The organism is Pseudonocardia nematodicida, from assembly GCF_040105385.1.
Classification (GTDB): domain Bacteria; phylum Actinomycetota; class Actinomycetes; order Mycobacteriales; family Pseudonocardiaceae; genus Pseudonocardia; species Pseudonocardia nematodicida.
The window spans coordinates 277,110-296,858 of record NZ_JBEDNQ010000008.1 but is presented as its reverse complement, the minus strand read 5'-3'; the positions used below and the strand labels follow the sequence as shown (position 1 = coordinate 296,858).

The 19,749-nt window shown below is 72.0% G+C and carries 16 protein-coding genes and 1 pseudogene; 8 read left to right on the top strand and 9 right to left on the bottom strand.

Annotated features, from left to right (window positions below; genetic code table 11):
* Positions 1 to 8 precede the first annotated feature (8 nt).
* The 4 genes from WIS52_RS20375 to WIS52_RS20360 all read right to left on the bottom strand — a co-directional run bounded on the left by WIS52_RS20375 (position 9) and on the right by WIS52_RS20360 (position 4,128).
* Positions 9 to 230 carry a patatin-like phospholipase family protein gene (locus tag WIS52_RS20375; RefSeq protein WP_349299897.1) on the bottom strand — a complete coding sequence of 74 codons (222 nt, stop codon included), beginning with the start codon at positions 228 to 230 and terminating at the stop codon, positions 9 to 11.
* Positions 212 to 2,911, bottom strand: coding sequence for a ThiF family adenylyltransferase (locus tag WIS52_RS20370; protein WP_349299896.1), 2,700 nt, complete (start codon positions 2,909 to 2,911; stop codon positions 212 to 214). Before WIS52_RS20370 ends, WIS52_RS20375 begins: the two co-directional genes overlap by 19 nt.
* A complete protein-coding gene (locus tag WIS52_RS20365) occupies positions 2,908 to 3,582 on the bottom strand; it encodes a hypothetical protein (RefSeq protein ID WP_349299895.1) in 675 nt (224 codons plus the stop codon). Before WIS52_RS20365 ends, WIS52_RS20370 begins: the two co-directional genes overlap by 4 nt.
* Before the next feature lie 84 nt (positions 3,583 to 3,666).
* Positions 3,667 to 4,128, bottom strand: a complete 462-nt coding sequence (locus WIS52_RS20360) for a hypothetical protein (protein WP_349299894.1) — start codon at positions 4,126 to 4,128, stop codon at positions 3,667 to 3,669.
* Positions 4,129 to 4,594: 466 nt separating this feature from the next.
* Between WIS52_RS20360 and WIS52_RS20355 the strand changes: the two are divergent.
* A pseudogene (locus tag WIS52_RS20355) lies at positions 4,595 to 5,632 on the top strand (IS256 family transposase); the annotation flags it as partial.
* 697 nt (positions 5,633 to 6,329) lie between these two features.
* On the top strand, positions 6,330 to 6,542 hold the full coding sequence (locus WIS52_RS31760; protein WP_432422475.1) for an FDXHR family putative zinc-binding protein: 213 nt from the start codon (positions 6,330 to 6,332) through the stop codon (positions 6,540 to 6,542).
* A 38-nt stretch (positions 6,543 to 6,580) separates the two neighbouring features.
* Here the strand turns inward: WIS52_RS31760 and WIS52_RS20350 are convergent, their stop codons facing one another.
* A complete protein-coding gene (locus WIS52_RS20350) occupies positions 6,581 to 7,021 on the bottom strand; it encodes a histone-like nucleoid-structuring protein Lsr2 (protein WP_349299893.1) in 441 nt (146 codons plus the stop codon).
* Positions 7,022 to 7,914: 893 nt separating this feature from the next.
* Positions 7,915 to 8,589 (bottom strand): hypothetical protein, encoded by a 675-nt coding sequence (locus WIS52_RS20345; RefSeq protein ID WP_349299892.1) that lies wholly within the window; start codon positions 8,587 to 8,589, stop codon positions 7,915 to 7,917.
* A gap of 417 nt (positions 8,590 to 9,006) precedes the next feature.
* Here WIS52_RS20345 and WIS52_RS20340 point away from each other — a divergent pair, with 417 nt between their 5' ends.
* The 3 genes from WIS52_RS20340 (at position 9,007) to WIS52_RS20330 (ending at position 11,219) form a co-directional block, all read left to right on the top strand.
* Positions 9,007 to 9,489 carry an OsmC family protein gene (locus WIS52_RS20340; protein WP_349299891.1) on the top strand — a complete coding sequence of 161 codons (483 nt, stop codon included), beginning with the start codon at positions 9,007 to 9,009 and terminating at the stop codon, positions 9,487 to 9,489.
* Between the two features lie 127 nt (positions 9,490 to 9,616).
* Positions 9,617 to 9,820: a hypothetical protein gene (locus WIS52_RS20335; RefSeq protein ID WP_349299890.1), complete on the top strand. Its 204-nt coding sequence runs from the start codon at positions 9,617 to 9,619 to the stop codon at positions 9,818 to 9,820.
* A gap of 877 nt (positions 9,821 to 10,697) precedes the next feature.
* Positions 10,698 to 11,219: a hypothetical protein gene (locus WIS52_RS20330; RefSeq protein WP_349299889.1), complete on the top strand. Its 522-nt coding sequence runs from the start codon at positions 10,698 to 10,700 to the stop codon at positions 11,217 to 11,219.
* Positions 11,220 to 11,272: 53 nt separating this feature from the next.
* Here the strand turns inward: WIS52_RS20330 and WIS52_RS20325 are convergent, their stop codons facing one another.
* The 3 genes from WIS52_RS20325 to WIS52_RS20315 all read right to left on the bottom strand — a co-directional run bounded on the left by WIS52_RS20325 (position 11,273) and on the right by WIS52_RS20315 (position 15,580).
* Entirely contained in the window at positions 11,273 to 12,505 is a 1,233-nt protein-coding gene (locus WIS52_RS20325; RefSeq protein WP_349299888.1) for an IS110 family RNA-guided transposase, read from the bottom strand.
* An 811-nt stretch (positions 12,506 to 13,316) separates the two neighbouring features.
* Positions 13,317 to 14,591 carry a YeeE/YedE family protein gene (locus WIS52_RS20320; RefSeq protein ID WP_349299887.1) on the bottom strand — a complete coding sequence of 425 codons (1,275 nt, stop codon included), beginning with the start codon at positions 14,589 to 14,591 and terminating at the stop codon, positions 13,317 to 13,319.
* 2 nt (positions 14,592 to 14,593) lie between these two features.
* Entirely contained in the window at positions 14,594 to 15,580 is a 987-nt protein-coding gene (locus tag WIS52_RS20315) for a sulfurtransferase (protein ID WP_349299886.1), read from the bottom strand.
* Positions 15,581 to 16,346: 766 nt separating this feature from the next.
* On the opposite strand from WIS52_RS20315, the gene WIS52_RS20310 reads away from it, so the two are divergent.
* The 3 genes from WIS52_RS20310 to WIS52_RS20300 are packed head-to-tail and all read left to right on the top strand — an operon-like array spanning position 16,347 to position 19,749.
* Entirely contained in the window at positions 16,347 to 17,906 is a 1,560-nt protein-coding gene (locus WIS52_RS20310) for an ABC transporter substrate-binding protein (RefSeq protein WP_349299885.1), read from the top strand.
* A complete protein-coding gene (locus WIS52_RS20305) occupies positions 17,903 to 18,874 on the top strand; it encodes an ABC transporter permease (protein WP_349299884.1) in 972 nt (323 codons plus the stop codon). The genes WIS52_RS20310 and WIS52_RS20305 overlap by 4 nt, the downstream gene beginning before the upstream one ends.
* Positions 18,871 to 19,749, top strand: coding sequence for an ABC transporter permease (locus WIS52_RS20300; protein WP_349299883.1), 879 nt, complete (start codon positions 18,871 to 18,873; stop codon positions 19,747 to 19,749). Before WIS52_RS20305 ends, WIS52_RS20300 begins: the two co-directional genes overlap by 4 nt.

Genomic DNA, 19,749 nt, shown 5'->3' with positions numbered 1-19,749 from the left:
GGATCTTGTTACACAGACCATCTGACACCCTCTGAGAACTCGCTCGGTCCGTAGGCCCACATCGCGGTCAGCAGCGAACCACCACTGATTCCGGATACGACCTCGACGTGCTCGAGCAGCCCGACATCGTGCAGCGCGCGCAGCGCCCCGAGACCGAACGCAGTGGCGCGGAAGCCACCGCCCGAGAACGCGATGCCGACCCGCGGCCGGATCACCGGCGCTGCAGCCACGGCCACCCCCAGCGTCGAGAGCGACCTGACTGCGGGCCCGGGCCCAACGGAGATGCCACCGCGGCCTGCTCGCGAAGTCCCCCCAGGAAGGTCGGTCCGCCGCCGGGATCCAGCAGAGCGCGCCGGTCGGGGCGCCGAATTTCCCTCGGCCCGCGATGGTTGCCGGCGTGCTCGAGACGCCCGTATAGCTCCGGAGCCCCGTCGCCGTCGCGCCACTGTCGCCATGTCGGGGCGGGGCCGCCCAGGATGAGCATCAGTGCACGAGGGGCCAGCGAGGTCAGGGTGGCGATGGCTGCCTCGTCGACGGCGCTGGGTAAGGCCGGGCCCTCGGGGTGGGTGTGCCAGAGCCCGACGTAGCCGATCAGACCCCCGCTGCGGGCCAGGTGCTCGTCGAGGACCTCCTGCGTGCCCTCGACGCCGTGATCGAAGAACGACGCCGAGAGTCTGCTGTCGGGCGACGGGCCCGTGGCCAGATCGACCGAGATCACTCTGGTGGCGTCGTCGAAGGACCCGAGGAGCATGCCCCCTGTCTCGATGTGCGACCCGCGGACCCGGTTGCCGCGGCGAGTCTCGGTACGCATGGCCGCCGCGGCCGCCGCGGCGATGCGGACCTCGAACCCGCTGTGCACGTCACGGGTGTGCAGGTCATTCGGCCACCCGATCACGGTGGTCCCGCCGCGACGATGACCTCCGTCGCGCACCACCTCCGGCGTTCGGACCGCGACTGCGGTCATCGGGAGGACCGCGCCGGGGGCGGAATCAGAAGTGGCGTCGGTGGCGCGGGCGTCGTCGGATTGGGTGTCCGGGTCGTACGCAGCGCCCAGCAGCTGGGTGGTGGCCTCGAGCATCCCGGCGCTCAGGGCGGCGAGCTGGGTGGCCGAGCCTACGAACGTGGGCGCCGAGCAGCCTGGCTCGGGGAGGAACACCTCGGTGCGCGGCGGGTTGGGAAACAGGTCATTGACGACGTCTCCCCAGGTGCCGGCGCCGGGACCGCGGCCATGAAGTGCCAGCCGGCGCAGGATGTCGTGGCCCGAGCCCGACGCGCCGCGCAAGCACAGGGTGCTGACGCCGAGGGTGGCGCGGTGTCCGACGAGCATGGTCGCGGTCGGCGGCCAGGCCGCGCGACGGGTGCGGCGAGCGAGCTCGAGCGCGGCGCGGGTGGCGACATCGGCGGTGGCGTCGATGACAAGGTCGAAGCGAGAAGGCTCCAGCAGCGGGTCGGACCCGCTGCTGACGAAGAGCCTGGTGGCATCACGCACCAGCCCGAGGACTGGGTGCGTGGTGTCGAGGGCGTTGAGGTGGGCGGCGAGCGCGGTGGCCTTCGCAGTACCGATGTCGGCGTCGGTGTAGGGCTGGCGGACCAGGATGCCGGGGGTCACCGCGCCGTTGTCGAGGACCACGAGCTCGGAGACGCCGGCGCGAACCACCTGCTCGGCTACCGGGGCACCGATCGCTCCGGCTCCCAAGAGCAGCACACGACGGCCGGCCAGCCAGGTCGCGGAGGTACGCCGGTCGCGGCGGCGGGTCACCTCGGGTCGCTTCTCGTGGACCCGTGACCAGCACACCTGCGCGGAGTCCAGCCATCGGTGGGCGATCTCGCGGATCTCCTCGTGCAGTTCCCCCATCTCGGCGTCGCCTTGGTCGTGGAGCCGCCGGGTGCTGCTTAGCGCGGAGGTGATGTCGGAGCCGAGGTCGTCGAACCGCCACGCGGCCAGGTGGGCGAGGCGGCGGCCGTCAACGCGTCGCGCCGGGGTGCCGAGTAACACCAGCACAGGGTCGGGATCGTGCTCGGTTGCGTGACTCAACGCGCGGTTGAGCCGGGCCGTAGCCATGAGCGCCCCGAGGAGACGATCGCGGGCGAGTCCCGCCTCGGCCAGCCCGGCGGAGAGATCACGAGCGTGCGCGGGGTACTCCCAGCCCAGGTCGGTGTCGAGCAGGACCGCCAGCACCAGCAGATGACGTTGCTGGTCCTCCGGGACAGGGGCGAGCACCCGATCCACCGCCTCGTCGGCGGTAAGCCAGTCGAGGACGTCGATCCGTCCGCCGTCGGGCCCGGGGCGGTAGCGCGACCAGCCGAGCACCAGCCGCAGCGGCGGGCTCGCTGGCGCGGGTGGGTCGGCGGCCGGGTCGATGTCAGGCGTCGCGGTGGTCGCCGCCGAGCAGGCGGGGGAGCGGGTGGACTCGGGCCAGGGCACGTGAGCGGCGAGGTCCGGGTGGACGATCACCGTGCCGCCCTCCCTGCTGGTGTAGGCCACCGGTGGGTGCAGGGGCTGGTCCTGCGGGTCGAGCTCGCCGGCCGCGGCGCGGTCGAGCCAGGTAGCCAGCCGGCCGATCAACCCGCGGATGCCGTCGCCAGACACCCACTCCACTGAGATCGACCCGTAGAGGCACAGGGTCCGCCCCCACTGGACGTGCGGTGTCCCGGCCCAGCGGCGGTGCTCGACCGCGACCCGCGGCGGCTGGAACGGGAAGGTCTCAGGTACCGTGAGCCGGAACCGCTCCCGCTGGCGCAGGCGGATACCCGCCCCGCGCTCGACGCCGCTGGTGTCGAGCGAGACCGACAACCCGGTGGACGGTCCGGCGTCCTCGACTACCTCGATCGCGCCGTCGGACGTCGCCGCGAGGGCGTGCAGTTGCCGTGCAGCGAGCTCGTGTCCTCCGACCGGGTCGGACCCCGTCACCCGAAGGCCACCGGGGTCTCCGGCGCGCGGTGGCCACCGCGGTCGGTCTCGACGGCCGCGCGCACCCGGTCGGTCCCCGGGGGAGTAGCGGCGTCCGACGACGGCCCCGCGGATCTGGCATGCAGAACGCCGGCGGCCGCGCCAGCCACCCGGGCCAGGCGTCCCGCCCCCGACACGGCGGTGCTCTTGGTCTCGGCGAGGTGGGCCAGCTCGATCGTCTTTTGCTCCCGTAGCAGGCCCGGGCCCTGGTCGTCCACGGTGAACACCACCGGGCTCGGGGCGGTCGCGGTGGGCCAGGACATGGTGCACACCAGCTCGGCGGACTCCTCGTAGCGGTCGGCGGCGAGGCGGTGCGGCGGGTTCGCCCCGGGCGGGTTCGACGCCGGGATCGGGGCGCTGCTGGCCACGATCACCGCGTTGTCCAGGTCCGTGGCGTGGCGCTCGAAGGCCTCGAGGATGTCGCGCTGCAGCACCTCCTGCCCGTTCTCGACGCGGTACATGACCTTCTTTGAGCAGTGGTGCGGGGCGAGTAGCACGTCCCAGGACAGCCGCTCGGACCGGCCGTGATCCTCGCTGTAGTCGACGATCTTCATGATCGTGTCGTGGGCGAGGTCACCGAGCAGCAGCACGCGACCGCTCTGCCCGGTGTCAGCGGTCAGGGTGACCTGCATGGCCAGCGAGGTGTCGTTGCGTTCGGCGGCGCAATCGTCGGCGAAGGGGGCGTGAATGAAGGCCTCGAAGCGGCCGGCGCAGTCTTAGTCGTCCAGCGAGGTGATCAGTTTCCCCGGTCCGGACTTGAACTTGGCGGGCAGCTCGTCGTAGGCGTGGGAGTCGTGCTCGGTGTCGTAGCCGATCACGATGATCCGGTCCCCGCGAGCGGGAGCCTCATTGCGCCCGAGCGCGGCCTTGACCGCGGCGATTCGCCGTTCGGCCTCCTCCTGAAAGGCCTGGGCGTCGGCGCAGAGTCCCTCGCCATCGGGGGCGTCGAGGTACTCGCGCCACAGCCGCGGCGTCGCCCACAGCTCGCCGATGGTGACCTTCTCAAGTAGGTCCGCGAAGCCCAGGCAGTGATCCTTGTCCGCGTGGGTCAGAGCGAACACCGCCAGATAGGGCTCGTCGTCGACCTCGGGGAGGACCTCGACGAGACGGTCGACGACCGGCATTTCGGGGTTAACGTCGTCGTCCGCCTTCGCCATGTCGTGCAGGTCGATCTGCACGACGATCTGGTCGCTGACCACGATCGTCGTGCTGTCCCCGGGTGCCCACCGGCCAGAACACCGCGCCCAGCTCGGGCAGCTCCTCGGGCATGACGATGGTCCTCTCGCTTGTGCTGAGGCACGACGCAGCGCCCCGCACGCATCGTAGATCGAGGGTCCGACAACGACGCCCGAAGCTGAGAACCGCCCAGAGCAGGCCGCGACCACACGCTCTCCGATCTCGTCGAGCGGCTCCTACCTGGCCCGCTGTGACCGTGGGCGGGACCGGGCATCTCAGCGTGTTCGGTCCCGCGAAAGGTCAAGAGGCGGCCCAAGGGCAGGTCGACTCCTCGAACCGCGAGACCCGGCCACAGACGTGTGGGGTGGTGCACGACCGAGTTGGTCGCCCCATCGCGAGGAGCATGCCCCCTAGGTGAGCTGCGCCAGCCCTACACCGTTGGTCGCAAGCGCAGTCGCCCCAAGCACGAGGACCAGGTCGACCACCGCCGGCGATCTGGAGCTGCGGATCCCCAAGCTGCGCACCGGGAGCTTCTTCCCGTCGCTGCTCGAGCGCCGACGCCGGGTCGACCAGGCGTTGTTCGCGGTGGTGATGGAGGCATACCTACACGGCGTCTCGACGAGGAAGGTCGACGATCTGGTCAAGGCCCTCGGCGCCGACTCCGGGATCTCCAAGTCCGAGGTCTCACGGATCTGCGCCGATCTCGACACCGAAGTCGGAGCGTTCCGCGACCGCTCGCTGGCCGAGCAGCGCTTCCCCTACGTGTTCCTCGACGCCACCTACTGCAAGGCCCGGGTGAATCACCGGGTCGTGTCCCAGGCGGTGGTGATCGCCACCGGCGTCCGCGCCGATGGCTGGCGGGAGGTTCTCGGGTTCGCCATCGGCGACTCCGAGGACGGGGCGTTCTGGACTGCGTTCCTGCGCAGCCTCAAGGCCCGCGGCCTCGGCGGGGTGCAACTGGTGATCTCCGATGCCCACACCGGGCTCAAGCAGGCCATCTCGGCGGTGCTGGGCGCGGCCTGGCAACGCTGCCGGGTGCATTTCCTGCGCAACGTCCTAGCCCAGGTCCCCAAGGCCAACGCTGAGATGGTCGCCGCCGCGACCCGAACGATCTTCGCCCAGCCCAAGGCCGAAATGGTCCGCGAACAGCTCAACGTGATCGCCGGGATGCTCGGCCGCCAATCAGCGAAGGTCGAGACGATGCTGCGCGACGCCGCCCCTGACCTGCTGGCCTTCGCCGATTTCCCTGCCGCGCACTGGAAGAAGATCTGGTCGACCAACCCGCTGGAACGGCTGAACAAGGAGGTCAAACGCCGCACCGACGTGGTCGGGGTGTTCCCCAACCCCGAAGCGCTGCTGCGCCTGGCCGGCGCCGTCCTGGTCGAAGCTCACGACGAGTGGCAGGCCGGTGACCGCCGCCACCTCGGCGAAGCCACCATGGCACTGCTTGTCCCGCCACCGGCCGGTGACGAAACAGTGGCCGGACCCCAACTCATCACGGCATGATCTGACCTGCAGAGACCCTCGCGAGCGACTTACACCATCCGAGGGGACACCACCTGCGGGGGGTGGGCCAAGCGTTGCGTCCGGCACGTCGGCGTACATCGGAACAGCCACTAGCAGACAGTGCCGTTCGCGACCCGGTGACAACCTTCTCGAACAGTGCCGCGCCGAGCCCACCGGACCGAGCCTCCGACGTCACGACTCGTGCCCGGCAGCGGGTTCAGGATCCGGCCACAGCCGCTGGCGAAAGGATCCGCCGGACTCGAGGCGCCCCAGCAGCGGGTGGACGGTGACCTGGACGAAGCACGCGCCGAACGGCCCCGCCCGCGCCCAGACTTTCATCGTCCGCGTCACTGCCGTCGACCGGCACTCGGCCGACAGCTCGTCGAGGGCCGAGTCCCGGTGACTGGTTCCGCCCACTGCCGCGCCGGGCTACGAGCTGCCGACCAGCGTGCTGCCATGCCCTACCCGATGTGACGGCCTGCCGGCCTCCGCCCGAACCCGGGGCTTGGCACTGGCCTTCGCGCTCGCCCACGCCCTGCACCGGGCCGAGGAGTGGAGCGGCTCGCCGATCTGGTCCGGGGTTTGCAACTATGACCCCTTGTTGCCGAGCGCGTGCCGCGGACAATTCCTGCGGTCGCGCCCAGCCCACGGCCCCAGCAGGGGGCCGTGACAGGACTTGTGTGGAAGCCGGTGTGCAGTGAGTATCGTGCGGTTGTCGTGTTGCGGCCGAAGCTGGGTAGGCGCTGATCGAGCCCACTGCTGTCGACGTACCGCTGGCTGCGGTCATGTTTTCGACGACGCGGTGGTATGGGATTTCCACCGGCGGTCCGGCGCTTGCCTTGACCCGGCAACTTTGGGGCTCGATCGCACAAAGAACGGAATCTGGATGTCCCCAACAAGCCACAGCTGAATATTCGAGCCGGGATACCTGGTGATATCTAGATCTAGTCAGCCGCTGAACTGCAGATGATGTGACGCTGGGGCGCGCTCGGCTGGCTTATCCCGGTGCGTCTGATCGGGCCCGGGAGATTCTGCCGTGGAAGAGCTGCTCCGGTAGGCGATCAGAATCTCGGCGGGAATGCGTCCACGGTCGGAGATTTTGAAACCGTTCTGGCGAGCCCAGGCCCGAACGCCCTGGTTGCGCTGGCGGCTGGAGGCGGCGCCGTCGAGTTTCGGGGGCCCGCCGCGGCTGGTCCGGGTCTCGGCTCCGGCGCTGCTCGCGCGGCGTGCCGCGCCGACGAACGGGGCGAGGTCGTCTCGCAACCGCGCAGCGTGGTCAATGCTGAGGTCGATCTCGAAGCTCTTGCCGTCGAGGGCGAAGGCAACGGTCTCCGCGGCCTCCTCTCCGGTGAGGTCATCGACGAGACGGACGGTCAGAAGCTGGGCCACGGTAGTCACTTCCTGAAGAACCGGGTAGTGGCAGCGAGGATACCCCGCGTCCCAGCCGCTCGGCTATCGCCATCATAGATTCCAGGTTGGGCCCCCTCATGCCAGGGCGAGAGCTCGCGCGACCCGGCTCCCGCTGTGACAAATCGTGAACACGGCGAGGATTCGGGAGTGTGGAGAGATTAAGTCTCTGGCTATTTCCGCTCCCTGCGTGAGAGCGTGTACAGCGGACATGCTGGACCAATAATAAATGCTTTGGTTTGCGGGCGGTGGCGTCAAGTCCCCGGCGAGCCACGAACCCCGATTGATCGAACGATGGGTCACAGCTTGCCGCGAATCTCGTTACCAGACTACGGATGCTGAACGGCCACACGGGAGAGTGGTCTGCGTCGATAACGCTGGCCGAGACCAGTCTCCTGATGTTCGCAGCGAGAGTAACTCAGTGACCGCGGCGGCTGTGCTGTGCCCCGGAGCGGACCCGGCAGCCGCTCGCCGAGGCGGGTCACCCTGGAGCTCGGCCTGTCGACCGGCAGCTAAGTCGCCCAGGACCCGGTCTCGCAGGCGATCGCCCGCCAGCTCGACGAGGTCGGGATCATCGTGGATATCACCAATCGGTCCTTCCCGAACTGGGTCGAGCGCACCCGCAGCGCCGCCGACACGCCCGGCGTCGAACTACATCGGCCACAGCTCCGGCTACCCGGGCGCCCGCCGACCCGCTGCGGACCTACAACTCCGCGAACGGGCAGAGCCGGTATGCCGAGCCGGACACCATGTACGAACTGGTCAAACCCGGGTCACCGGCGCGCGTACGCCCGTCGAGCAGCAGGACCTGGTGGACCAGGCGACCGCGCACTTCCGGAAGCAGGCCTACCTGGTCTTCCTGTGACCCCAGCCGCTCACCTATGTCGTCCACGAGGACCTGGGGTGGGCCCCCGCGCCCGTCCCACCTCCCGGAGGGGTTCACCCTGTTCACCGATGAGGTTGTGCCGATCCTGCAGGTGCGCGGGGCGTTCCGGACCGGGTACGCACCCGGGACCTTCCGGGAGGACCTCGGCCTCGCCCCGATTCCGGGTTAATAGCGCCGCGTCAGGCCGGGCCGGGGCAGGGCGTAAGCAGGGGGCCGAGGGTGCCGACGGCGGTGTCGAGCAGGCGCGGGTCGGATCCGGCCCGCACCCGCAGGTGCAGCCGCTCGGGCGGGACCGCGGGCAGGTCGGCGCACCGTTCCAGCCCGCCGGCGGGGCCCCGAGCCCGGCGACGAGTGCGACGCCGAGCCTGCCGCGGGCGGCGTTGAGCACCCCGGCGAGGTAGGCGGCCTCCCCGAGCAGCCGTTCCATCACCCGGGGGAGCAGCTCGTCTGCGGCGTGATCGGTGGAGCCCAGCACGAGCGAGTCGCAGGAGTCGCCGACGCCCAGGCGGCGCAGCGCGTCGTTGTGCGCGGCGAGGATCCGGCGGGCCTCGCCGGCCAACGCCTCGCCCTCGGGTGTGAACCGGCTGGCCCGGCCGTCCTGGCGGACCAGCGGCCGTCCGAGGGGCTTCTCCAGCCGGCGGACGTGCTGGCTGGCTACGATCACCCGCGCCGTGCTGGTGGCGGCCGCGTCGGGGCGGCCCGTACTGGTCGCCGGTGTGCCGGGCCAGCTCGATGTCCAGGTCCGGCGACGAGCCGGCGCCCGAGCCGGGCGACGTCCTCCTCGCCCTCGGCGCCCGCGATCGTCGTCCGCCGCGGGAGCCCTGGTGACCGGGCGCCGGGTGTGTGACGATCGGACCATGACCCCGGCGGGATCGATGCTCGTGCGCAGGATGCACATCGATCTCGCCCGCGTCACGGCGAGCGGCTGTCGCCGCTCGGCCGCACTCCGCTAGCGGGCCGTCCGACCCGCATCCGAGATCCCCCTTTCCCGCTCCCGCGGTCCCTGCCGCCGGCCGGGTGGTCCCGTGCACGTCGCGGGAGCGCCGCCGACGATGCCGACCGCCGTCCGAGAGGACCAGTCATGACCCTTGCGCCCAAAGAGACCGTCGTCCCGTTCGCCGTGCACGGCGAGGGCACCGGCGTCCTCCAGACCCTCACCGCGGCGGGCGACGCCGGCCACGTGTTCCGGGCCGACGCCTATCCCGCCTTCGGCGGGAACGACTCCGCGCCGAGCCCGCTGTTCTACGCGATCGGGGCCCTGACCTCGTGTAACCAGGTCACAGCGAGCCTGGTGGCCAAGGACCTCGGCATCCGGCTCGGTCGCTGGACCTTCGACGCCCGGGGCGACCTCGACACCCCGGTCCTGGTCGGCGGAGCCGAGGGCAACGCCAACTTCGACCGCGTCGAGGTCCGCGCGACGGTCGAGACCGATGCCACCTCCGAGCAGTTCGCCCAGCTGGTGTCGGAGACCGCGCGACGCTGCCCGGTGACCCAGCTGTTCGAGCGCAGCGGCCTCGAGCTCGTCAACGACTGGACGCGGGCCGAGCTCCCGGCCGCCGTGTGAGCCCGACGCACCTCGGATTCTCGACGACCCCGGCGCGGCACCGTGGACTACGGGCCACCCACACCATGCGCTGCCGGCCGGGTCCTTCGAACCCACCCACCAGCCCACTCTCCCGAGGAGATCCACGATGAGCGCCCTCGCTCCGGCCACCAACCACTCGACCGACCCCGGCACCCAGCTTCTCGACAACCTCGAGGCCCTCGTGCGGCGACATCGCGCGCTGCGAGGCAACCATCCCGAGGCCCTGCACGCTGAACTGATCACCGCCGAGGTCGCGCAACATCTCGCCGTCGCGCGCGCCGCGCTGCGCCGGCTCCCACGAACGACCTGACACCCCCCCGTCCGGCACATTGCGCAGGGTCGCTGAGGTCGTCGATCTTGGCCATGCACCCGGCGCAGCCCAGGCCGGAGTCGGGGGACCGGCGGCCGATCTCGCCGGGCGCGGGTCCGCCGCAGACCAGGCATATCGTGGGCAGGAGCACGCCGCGGATGTAGCTGCCCCCGGTCGCAGCCTTCACCTCGTGCCCGCCTGCGCCGCCCTGCTTCACGGAGAGCTGCGTTGCAAGCCGGTTCGCGCCGTGCAGGACGGCGCTCACCTCGTAGACGTCCAGGTCGGTGATGTGTCGGATGCCGCGGGAGTGGCAGGCGCCGCCGGCGGTGACCTTGCAGCCGATCGAGTACGCCTGCTCGGTGCCGAACGCCTGCGCGACGGCCCGCGCCTCCTTGCCCTCGCGCGTCGGGAGGAAGCTGGCCCGCCCGCGCCACGTGGCCACGATGTCCCGTCCGGTGCGGTCCGCGGCAGCCGCGGGTCACCGGGATGAGTTCCTTCACCTCCACGATCCGGCCCGCGATGGGGCCCAATCGTGGGCGGCAACCAGCCGCGGCGTGCGGCGGCGCAGTGCGCGGGTCAGGTCACCGGGCTCGATGATGTCGTTCACCTCGCCGGTGTCGGGGTTGACGGCGGTAGCGCCGGGCACGGGGCGGCCGAGGGTGGCGCTCGGGCCGGGCCGGGTCTCCAACCGCGTCGGGTGGGTGCGGACCTCGCTGCTGGGCGGTGGGCGGCGTGTCATGGCGTTCCATCGTCCGCGTGCTGGTCGCGGCCGGGGCGAGGCGCGCCGCCGCGCGCGTGGGCTGGCTGACCTGCAGGACTACTTCTGCCGGCTCCTGGCAGGCGAACGGAGTCGGCGGAGTGCGAGAGGATGGTGCGCATGACGACTCCGGGTTCGGGATCGGGCGCGACGTGGGGCGGCGACGGGATCACCTGGGGTGAGCTGGTCGGGACGTGGAACGACCTCATGCAGCAGAACGGGACGTGGGACGACGTCCGCCACGGCCGGGGTCGGGCCGGGGTCGCGCTCGCGGCCGGAGGCGCGCTGACCGCTACGGCGACGGTGACCTCGCCGCTGTTGACGTCGGCAGCCCCGGTCACCCGAGAGCAGGCGGACGTGGTGATCGGTCAGCTCGGGCAGGTGCTCACCGAGATGCGCCGGGCGAACCCACGATGGTGGGCGACGCCGACGGCAATGGCGATCTACACATTAATCAACCTACTGATCGCGGTGGGGGCGCTGTACGTGGCTGCCCGACCCGCACCGGACGACCACGGCGCCGGCGGCGCCCCTGCGGCGACGTCGTCCGCGGTGTCCGGGCCCGCGGCTACGTGCATTGCCCCGGCTCCGCCGCCGGATCCGGCGCCGGCCGAGCCGGCGCAGCGAGTTCTCGATCGCTGATCGATTGTGATGAACATTCGTCGTTGGACCCGGGGGGGTGTCTCTATGGGTTGTCAAGCGGCAGCGAGCCCTGGATCAGGGGTAGCGCCGGCCGGTGGCGTGTAGGGACGGCGGTCGCGGAGCATCGCGTAGATGACGTCGGTGCGGCGACGGGCCAGGCAGATCAGGGCGGCGTTGTGGCGTTTGCCTTGGGCTCGTTTGCGGTCGTAGTAGGCACGGCTGGCCGGGTCGGCCAGTGCGGCGAACGCGGACAGGAACAGCGCCGACTTGAGGGCGTGGTTGCCGCGCTGGGAGCGGGTCTCGCCCTTGATCGAGGAGCCGGACCGTCGGGTGACCGGAGCCAGGCCGGCGTAGGCGGCCAGGTGTCCGGCGGTGGGGAATCCGGAACCGTCACCGACGATGGTGAGAATCTTGATGGCGGTCCTGACTCCGAGCCCGGGCATCGAGGTCAGGACCGGTCCAAGAGGGTGGGCCTCCAGGCGGGCTTCGAGCTCGGTGGCGAGATCGTCGCGTTCGATGTGGACGTCGCGCAGCTGGGTCGCGACGCCGGCGATCACCCGGGCGAACGCGGCGCTGCCAGGGACGACGAGCGTCTGCGCGTCGAGGACGGTCAGGATCTGGGCAGGCAGGCTGCGCGCCAGCCGGGGGGAGCGGGCCCGCATGACCTGAGCCATCCCCTCGGCCCCGAGGTCGCGCAACGCTTGCGGGGTCGGTGCGGCGGCGAGCAGATCCAAGATGCCGCCGCGCTCCAGACGTGGTCCGAGCAGGCGTTCCAGCGCCGGGTGGACATGCAGCAGCGCGTCTCGCAGCCGGTTGGTCAGCCGTGTGGACTGGCCAGCGAGGTCGTCGTCGTAGCCGGCGAGCACCGAGAGTTCGGCGAGGGTCTCGTCATCGGTGCCGACCCGGCGCAGGGTGTGCGGCATCGTGCGGGCGGCCTCGGCGATCACGTGTGCGTCGCGGGCGTCGGTCTTGGCCTGGCCCGGGTGCAGGTCAGCGATGCGGCGCATCGCCAGCCCGGGCAGGTATGCGACCGCGATTCCCAGGTCACGGGCGACCGCGATCGCGAGCGCGCCGATCGAGGCTGGCTGGTCGACCACCATCAGCACTGGCCCGTGCGCGGTCAGCTCATGGAGCACGGTGCGCAGGGCGGTCTCGTCGTTGGGCAGAGCTTTGTCGTGGACGCGCTTGCCGGTCGCGTCGACCGCGCAGGCGTGGTGTTCGGACTTGCCGACATCGAGTCCGCAGAACACGGCGAACCCGCTCGGGTGCTGATCAGGATCGGACAACCACCGCTCCCATCTCGTGGCGGCAAGCCGACCGGAAGCGCCCGCGCCGGCAGCCACGTTACGAGCAGACCCCGAAGCGGTCAGGTCTCTATCAGCGGTCGTTGGCGCCCTCCGGTCGCGGCGACAACACCCCCCAGATCATCTGGCGACAGAGGGCACGAGTCATACCGCGACCGGCGGCCTGCAAGCCCTCACCGGGCTTGATCAAGAAGGTAACGGGGGGCCCGTCGTGCTCCACCGGTTGCGTGCCCCCCACGACGATCTCGCACCGGACCGGCGCCCTGCCGGATGTCGGGCCGCGTCGTGCCGGGACCTTGACGCGCCGCCGGGTCATCGACCACGGCACCGTGTCCTCGGCCGCCTGTCGGCGCTGATCCCGGGCGGGTTCCGTCCGTCCCCTCCTCCCGTCCTGTCGTCCGGCGGTGAGGTGTCCCCTGGTGTCTCCGGGTCCGTTCCCGGGTGTCGACGCTGCGCGGACGTTCGTCGAGAGGTGGTTCCCGCATGACCGTCGCGGGCGCAGTTCCGGTCGTCTCCTCCTGGACCGAGCCCGAGGGCATCCGCCCCGGGGGCACCGTGGTCGTCGTCCCCGGCCGCGGCGAGCACGCCGCGGTCTACGAGCGCTTCGGCCGCCGGATCGCGGCCTTCGGCGACGGCGCCCCGGTGGAACGCGTCTCGCCCGACGGCACTGGGAGACGACGTCGGGCGGGTCGCCGCGCGCACCGGGTGGGACCTGGCCGACTGGCTGCGTTGAGGGGGCGGGACGCCGGAGTCGTGCGACACCGCCCGCCGGCGTCCCGGTCTCGGAAGAAGATCAGTTGCGGTGCAGGCCGAGCCGGAAACCGGCCCACAACGCGAGCAGCAGTCCCGCGGCGAAGACCCACCCCGACAGGGCGAACGCCGACACCCCGGAGAGCAGCACGCCGAAGGTGCAGCCGATCGCCGTCATCGCGCCCCAGCCGAGCAGGAGCCCGCCCATCACCGCGCTGACCGTCCCGCTGCCGGTCAGACGTTCGATCCGGAAGCGTCGCCCCGGCAGCGCGGCGGCGAACGAGCCGGCGACCACGCCGAGGATCAGCCAGCCGTTGGCCAGCACCACCTCCGCGACGACCGTGGCGCACCCGGCGAACCCGTCGAGCCCGTGCAGGGTGGCCGGGAGCAGGCCGGTGCCGTCCAGGACGGTCCGGGTGGCGGACCCGAGCTGCCGGGTCACCCCGAGCGGCTCGACCCGCAGGTAGGCGACGACGACGATGATGCCGACCGTCGCACCGGTCAGCAGCGGCGGCCAGCGCCGCGCGAACACGGTGCGGCCGACCTCGGCCAGGGTGACGGGCGAGGCCGACCGCGCCGCACGGTCGGGCAACCTGCGCAGCAGTGCGACGGCCGCCACCGCCAGAACGGCCAGGGTCAGGGCCAGCGAGCCGCCGTACCCGAACAGCTGCGGCAGCCAGGGCGACGGCGCGCTCGACAGCCCGGCCAGGTAGAGCGGGTTCCAGCTCGCGAACCCGAGTCCGAAACCGACGGCGGCGCCCGCGAGCGCGGGCAGCGCGCGCACGGATCCTTCGCCGAGCCGGTACAGGTGCCCCCCGATGCAGCCACCCGAGAGGACCACGCCGAGTCCGAACGCGATCGCGGCGACGAGCGTGGTCCAGGTGACCGGGCCAATGTGCGCCCCCGGCGGCAGTGTGCCCGACGACGGATCCGGCACGAACATGGCCAGCACGACGGTGTAGCCGAGGGCGCCGACCGCCAGCGCGGTCAGCACGGCGTAGGCGCCGTGCGAGTTCCGGTCCTCGAACAGGTCCCGGAAGATGCAGTAGAAGCAGAACCGGCCGCGTTCGCACACGATCCCCAGCGCGGCGCCGAGCAGGAGCGAGAAGCCGGCGTCGGCGCCGTGCGCCGCGCTGCCGTGCAGCGCCGCGGCTCCACCCAGCAGGGCGACGGCGACGGCCAGCGCGAGCGCGGTCCGGGCCGTGTCGGCTCGCGTCCAGCGGCGGGACGCCCCCGCCCCGGTCGCCTGTTCGTGCGGTGACGTCGAGCGCCCGGCCCCTCCGTGATCGGAGGAGCCGGGCGAACGGAGGGGGTCCACGGTTATGCGACGCCCCAGACCGTGCCGGCCTCATTGACGACCGGGACGCCGACGGTGTTGCCGTACTCGGTCCACGACCCGTCGTAGAGCTTGACGTCGTAGCCGAGGATCTGGCTCAGCACGAACCATGTGTGGCTGGCACGCTCGCCGATCCGGCAGTAGACGACCACCGGCCGGCTCCCGTCGACGCCCTGCGCGGCATAGATCTCGCGCAGCTCGTCGACGGGCTTGAAACGCCCGTCCTCGTCGACCGCCTCGGCCCAGGCGACGTTCACCGCCCCCGGGATGTGTCCCGCCCGCACCGCGGTCTCCTGGAACCCCTCCGGCGCGAAGATCTCACCGCTGAACTCGGCCGCACCGCGGATGTCGACCAGGTCGGTGCCCGTGGTGCCGCCCGACTCCGCCGCACGGGCGATCTCGATGACCTCGGGCAGGAACGCCCGCAGGTCGGGATCGGCCTCGGCGGCCTCCCAGGTGCCCTGCCCGGCTGCCGGCGCGTCCACCGAGAGCGGCCGCCCCTCGGCCTCCCACGCACCCCGCCCACCGTCGAGCACGGTGACGTTCTCGTGGCCGTAGAGGGTGAACACCCATGCTCCCCAGGCGGCGAACCAGTTGTCCCTGTCGCCGTAGAGGACGACCGTGGTGTCCGGATCGATGCCGGTGCGCCGGGTCAGCTCGGTGAAGTCCTCCCGGCTCACGACGTCCCGGTTCACCGTCGAGACGAAGTCGGTCGTCCAGACGTAGTTGGTCGCGCCCGGGATGTGGCCGCGTTCGTACAGGCCGGGCTCGGTGCTGACTTCGATGACGGCGACGTCGGGGTCGTCGAGGTTGGCCGCGAGCCACTCGGTGTCGACGACCGTGTTGGCGGAGTGGTCCTCGATCACCGGTGAACCGGCCGACGCAGCGGGTGCCGGGGCATCGCCGCCGGCGCCGCCCACGGCGACGATCCCGGCAACCAGGGCGACGGCACCGACGATCGCCCCGCCCACGATGCCCAGACGCTTCCAGCTGGGGGCGGGGGAGCGGGCGGCGTCACCGTGCCCGGCGGGGTCTCCGGTGGGATCGGGGGAGTCTGATGATGGAGGTGAGGTGGGCGTGGACATCGTGTCTCTCCGGCTGGTGCGGGCACGTCGCGTCGGCGGCCCGTTGGCGCGCGGTACGCGTCAGGGCCGGCTCTTGCGGGTGCGAGAGGCCGCGTCGGCAGATCAGCCGAGGCGGTGGGGGAGGGGACGGGCGACCGGTCGTCGTCGTGGCGGCGCCCGGACGGGTCCGGGCCCGGATCAGCGGCGGGGTCGACAGCCCTGGGAGGAGACACGAGCCATGTCCACATGACGACGACGCGTCAGGAGGATGGTCCGGCTCATGAGGAATATCCTTCATTGTCCGGATCTGTGGCGTCAAGGCCCGGATCCGAACCGTGGTGGGCGGAGTCGCCGCTCTGCGTCACAATGTGCCCCGGACGTCTTCCTTTAATGCATTAATCGTTGTACTTTACCCGCATGACCTGCAGCCACGCTCCTGAGAGCGTGCTCGAGTGCTCGTGTCGCCCGACACGCGAGCACCGCCCCGGTCATGCCGACGACCGTTGTCGTTGTCGCCCGCTCCCGGATGTCGCGGTCACCCAGCTGCTCTGATCCCCGGTCCGTCCGAGCCGCCTCTCCCACCGGCTCACGGCTCGTGCCTGCACGCACCCCTCAGGAGTCACCCATGTCCGAAAGATCCTTTCGTGCTGCCCGGCGACGGCGCGTCGCCGCGGTGGCACTCGCACTTTCCGCCGCGACGCTGACCGGATGCGCGACGTCGTCGCCCACCGAGCAGGCCTCCGCCGACGGTGCCCAGCAGGGTGGGACGGTGCAGATCGCCCTGCCCGACGACCCGACCTGCATCGACCCCCAGCAGACCGGGCAACGGAACGCGCTCGAGATCGTCCGCGGGGTCGTTGATTCCCTCACCGACCAGGACCCCGAGACCGGCGAGATCAGGCCCTGGCTGGCCGAGTCGTTCACCGTCAGTGAGGACGCCCGGGAGTTCCGGTTCACGCTGCGGCCGGACGTGACGTTCAGCGACGGCACGCCGGTGGAGGCCGAGGCCGTGCAGTCCACCTTCGACTGGCTCGCCGAGCAGCCGGCCAGCGGCGCCGCCGCCTACATCCAGGGCTACACCGGCACCGAGATCGAGGACCCGCTGAACCTCACGGTCGGGTTCGAGCAGCCGAATGCCCAGTTCCTGCAGGCGACCGCCGGGACGAGCTTTGGCATCCTCTCTCCGGCCTCGGCCGGGGCCGACCTCGCGGCCCGGTGCCGCGGCGAGTTCATCGGCTCCGGGCCCTTCGTGGTGCAGAGCTACACCCCCGACCAGGACGCGGTGATCACCCGCCGGGACGACTACGCCTGGCCGTCGTCGCTGGCCACCAACCCCGGCGCCGCCCACCTCGACGAGGTCCGGTTCCTGTTCGTCCCGGAGGACGGGGCGCGGGCCGCGGCACTGGAGTCCGGCCAGATCGACGTGTCCGAGACCGTCCAGCTCGCCGACCAGCCCCGGTTCGACGGCAACGGGTTCAGCCTGCTGACCACGATCAACCCGGGCGCGGCGCCGCCGCTGTCGCCCAACCACGACGGCGTCCTCGGCGACACGGACGTGCGCCGCGCGATCCTGCTCGGGATCGACCGCGAGGAGCTGGTGCGGACCGTCTTCGGTCCGGAGGGCCGGGTCGCGACCGGCGTGCTCTCGTCGACGACGCCGTTCTACGTCGACCAGAGCGCCGAGGTGCGCTACGACCCGACCGAGGCCGCCGCGCTGCTGGACGGCGCCGGCTGGGTGCCCGGCCCGGACGGGATCCGGGTGCGCGACGGCGTCCCGCTGCGCCTGGTGTGGCTGATCCCGTTCGCGGCACAGCCGGAGAACGAGCAGGTCCAGCAGCAGCTGCGGCGGCTGGGCATCGACGTCGTCCTCGACGTCGTGACCGCCCCGGTCTACGTCGAGCGGCAGGACCGGGGGGACTTCGACTTCACCGCGGTCGACGTGTCCCGGGCCGACCCCGATGTGCTGCGCAACCTGTTCCTCTCGACCGGCCCGAACCTGTGGGGCCTGCCGGGCGGTGAGCTCGACACCTTCCTGGAGCGCCAGGCCGGTCTCGCCGACTCCGCGCAGCGCCAGGAGGCCGTGGACGGGGCCGTCCGGCTGCTGATCGAGGGGGCGCACACGATCCCGCTCTACGAGACGCGGCTGGTGCACGGGGTCACCGACGACGTCCGCGACCTGCGCCTGGACGCCTCGCTGCGGCTGACGCTGCACGACGCCTGGCGGACCGGATGACGGCGGGCGCGGGGGTCGCGCGCTACGTCGCCGGTCGGGTCGGGCGGACGGTCCTCGTGGTCTGGGCGGCGTTCACCGTGACGTTCCTGGTCCTGCGGCTGCTCCCGGGCGACCCCGTGGCGCTCTACCTCAAGGGGACCAACGGCTACGGCGAGGTCACCGACGCCGACGTCGCCGCGGCCCGGGCGGCTCTCGGGTTCGACCGGCCGTGGCCCGCGCAGTACGTGACGACCCTGTTCGACGCTCTGCGCGGCGACCTCGGCGAGTCGATCCGTACCCGGCAGCCGGTGGCCGAGATGATCGTCGGCGCGCTGCCGCCGACGCTCCAGGTCGGGGCACTGGGGCTGCTGCTGTCGCTGCTGGGCGGGCTCGCGCTGGGCGTCGCGGCCAACCTGGCCTCCTCCCCGGCGGCCCGGCAGCTCCTCCGGTCGCTGCCGGCGCTCGCGATCTCCGTGCCCACCTTCTGGCTGGGCCTGGTGCTGATCCAGGTCTTCGCACTGCAGCTGCGCCTGGTTCCCTCGCTCGGCGGGAGCGGGTTCTCGTCGGTGATCCTGCCCGCGGTGACGCTCGCCGTGCCCGGGGCGGCGCTGGTGGCGCAGGTGCTGGGCAAGAGCCTGCACGACACGCTGCGCGAGCCCTGGGCCGAGACGGTCCGGGCGACCGGGGCCGGCACGGCGCGGCTGGTCCTGGGCCGCGGCCTGCGCAACGCGGCGATCCCGGCCGTGACGGTGTCCGGGCTGCTCGTCGGCGGGATGATCGGTGGTGCGGTCGTGGTGGAGACGGTGTTCGCCCGGCCGGGCATGGGCCGGATCACCCAGTCCGCCGTCGCCGCCCAGGACCTGCCGGTCGTGCAGGGCGTGGTGGTGGTCGCCGCCACGGTGTTCGCGCTGGTCACCCTGGCGGTGGACCTGCTCTACCCGGTGCTGGACCCGCGGATCCGCTCCACCGGACGGCTGGTGCCCGGGTGAGCGCGCCGGTCGGCGCCGCCGCGGTGGACCCCGGCGCCGGGGCCGCGCGCCGCCCCGGGCGGGGCCGGTGGCGGGCCTGGACCCGGCCCGGTGTCGTGGCGTCGCTGCTGGTCCTGGCGGTGATCGGGGGCTGGGCGCTGGCTCCCGGCCTGTTCACCGGCCGGGACCCGATCGCCGGGGTGCCGGGGGAGCAGCTGCTCCCGCCGGGGCCCGCGCACCCGTTCGGCACCGACGCGCTCGGGCGGGACCTGTTCGCGCGGGTCGTGCACGGGACGGCGGTCTCGCTGCAGGCGGCGGCGATCGCGCTGGCGATCGCCCTGGTCGTCGGGGTGGGGCTGGGCGTGCTCGCCGGCTGGTTCGGCGGGTGGTTCGAGGCCGTCGTGATGCGGGTCGTCGACGTCACGCTGTCCGTGCCCGGCGTGCTGCTGTCGCTGCTGGTCATCGCCGCGATCGGGTTCGGCGTCGTCCAGGTGGCGGTTGCCGTCGGCGTCGCCGGTTTCGCGTCCTTCGCCCGGCTGGCCCGGGCGGAGGTGCTGCGAGTGCGCACGGCCCCCTATGTCGAGGCCGCGCTGCTGTGCGGGTCGGGTACCGGCCGGATCCTGCTGCGCTACGTGCTCCCGGCGGTGGCGGCCCCGCTCCTCGCGCTCGCGGCCCTGGACTTCGGCCTGGTCGTGCTGGCGGTGTCCGCCCTGAGCTTCCTCGGCTACGGGCAGCCGCCACCCGCCCCGGAGTGGGGGGCGCTGGTCGCGGCCGGCCGCGACCACCTCGCCACCGCCTGGTGGCTGACGACGCTGCCCGGGCTGGCGCTCACCGCGCTGGTCCTGGCGACCAACCGGCTGTCACGGCTGCTCGACGCCGAAGGGAGGACCCGGTGA

Bases quoted from the DNA above. Each gene is read 5' to 3' on its own strand.
- WIS52_RS20340 (WP_349299891.1), top strand. From the start codon at position 9,007: ATGACCCTTGCGCCCAAAGAGACCGTCGTCCCGTTCGCCGTGCACGGC.
- WIS52_RS20305 (WP_349299884.1), top strand. From the start codon at position 17,903: ATGACGGCGGGCGCGGGGGTCGCGCGCTACGTCGCCGGTCGGGTCGGG.
- WIS52_RS20330 (WP_349299889.1), top strand. From the start codon at position 10,698: ATGACGACTCCGGGTTCGGGATCGGGCGCGACGTGGGGCGGCGACGGG.
- WIS52_RS20365 (WP_349299895.1), bottom strand. From the start codon at position 3,582: ATGCAGGTCACCCTGACCGCTGACACCGGGCAGAGCGGTCGCGTGCTG.
- WIS52_RS20335 (WP_349299890.1), top strand. From the start codon at position 9,617: ATGAGCGCCCTCGCTCCGGCCACCAACCACTCGACCGACCCCGGCACC.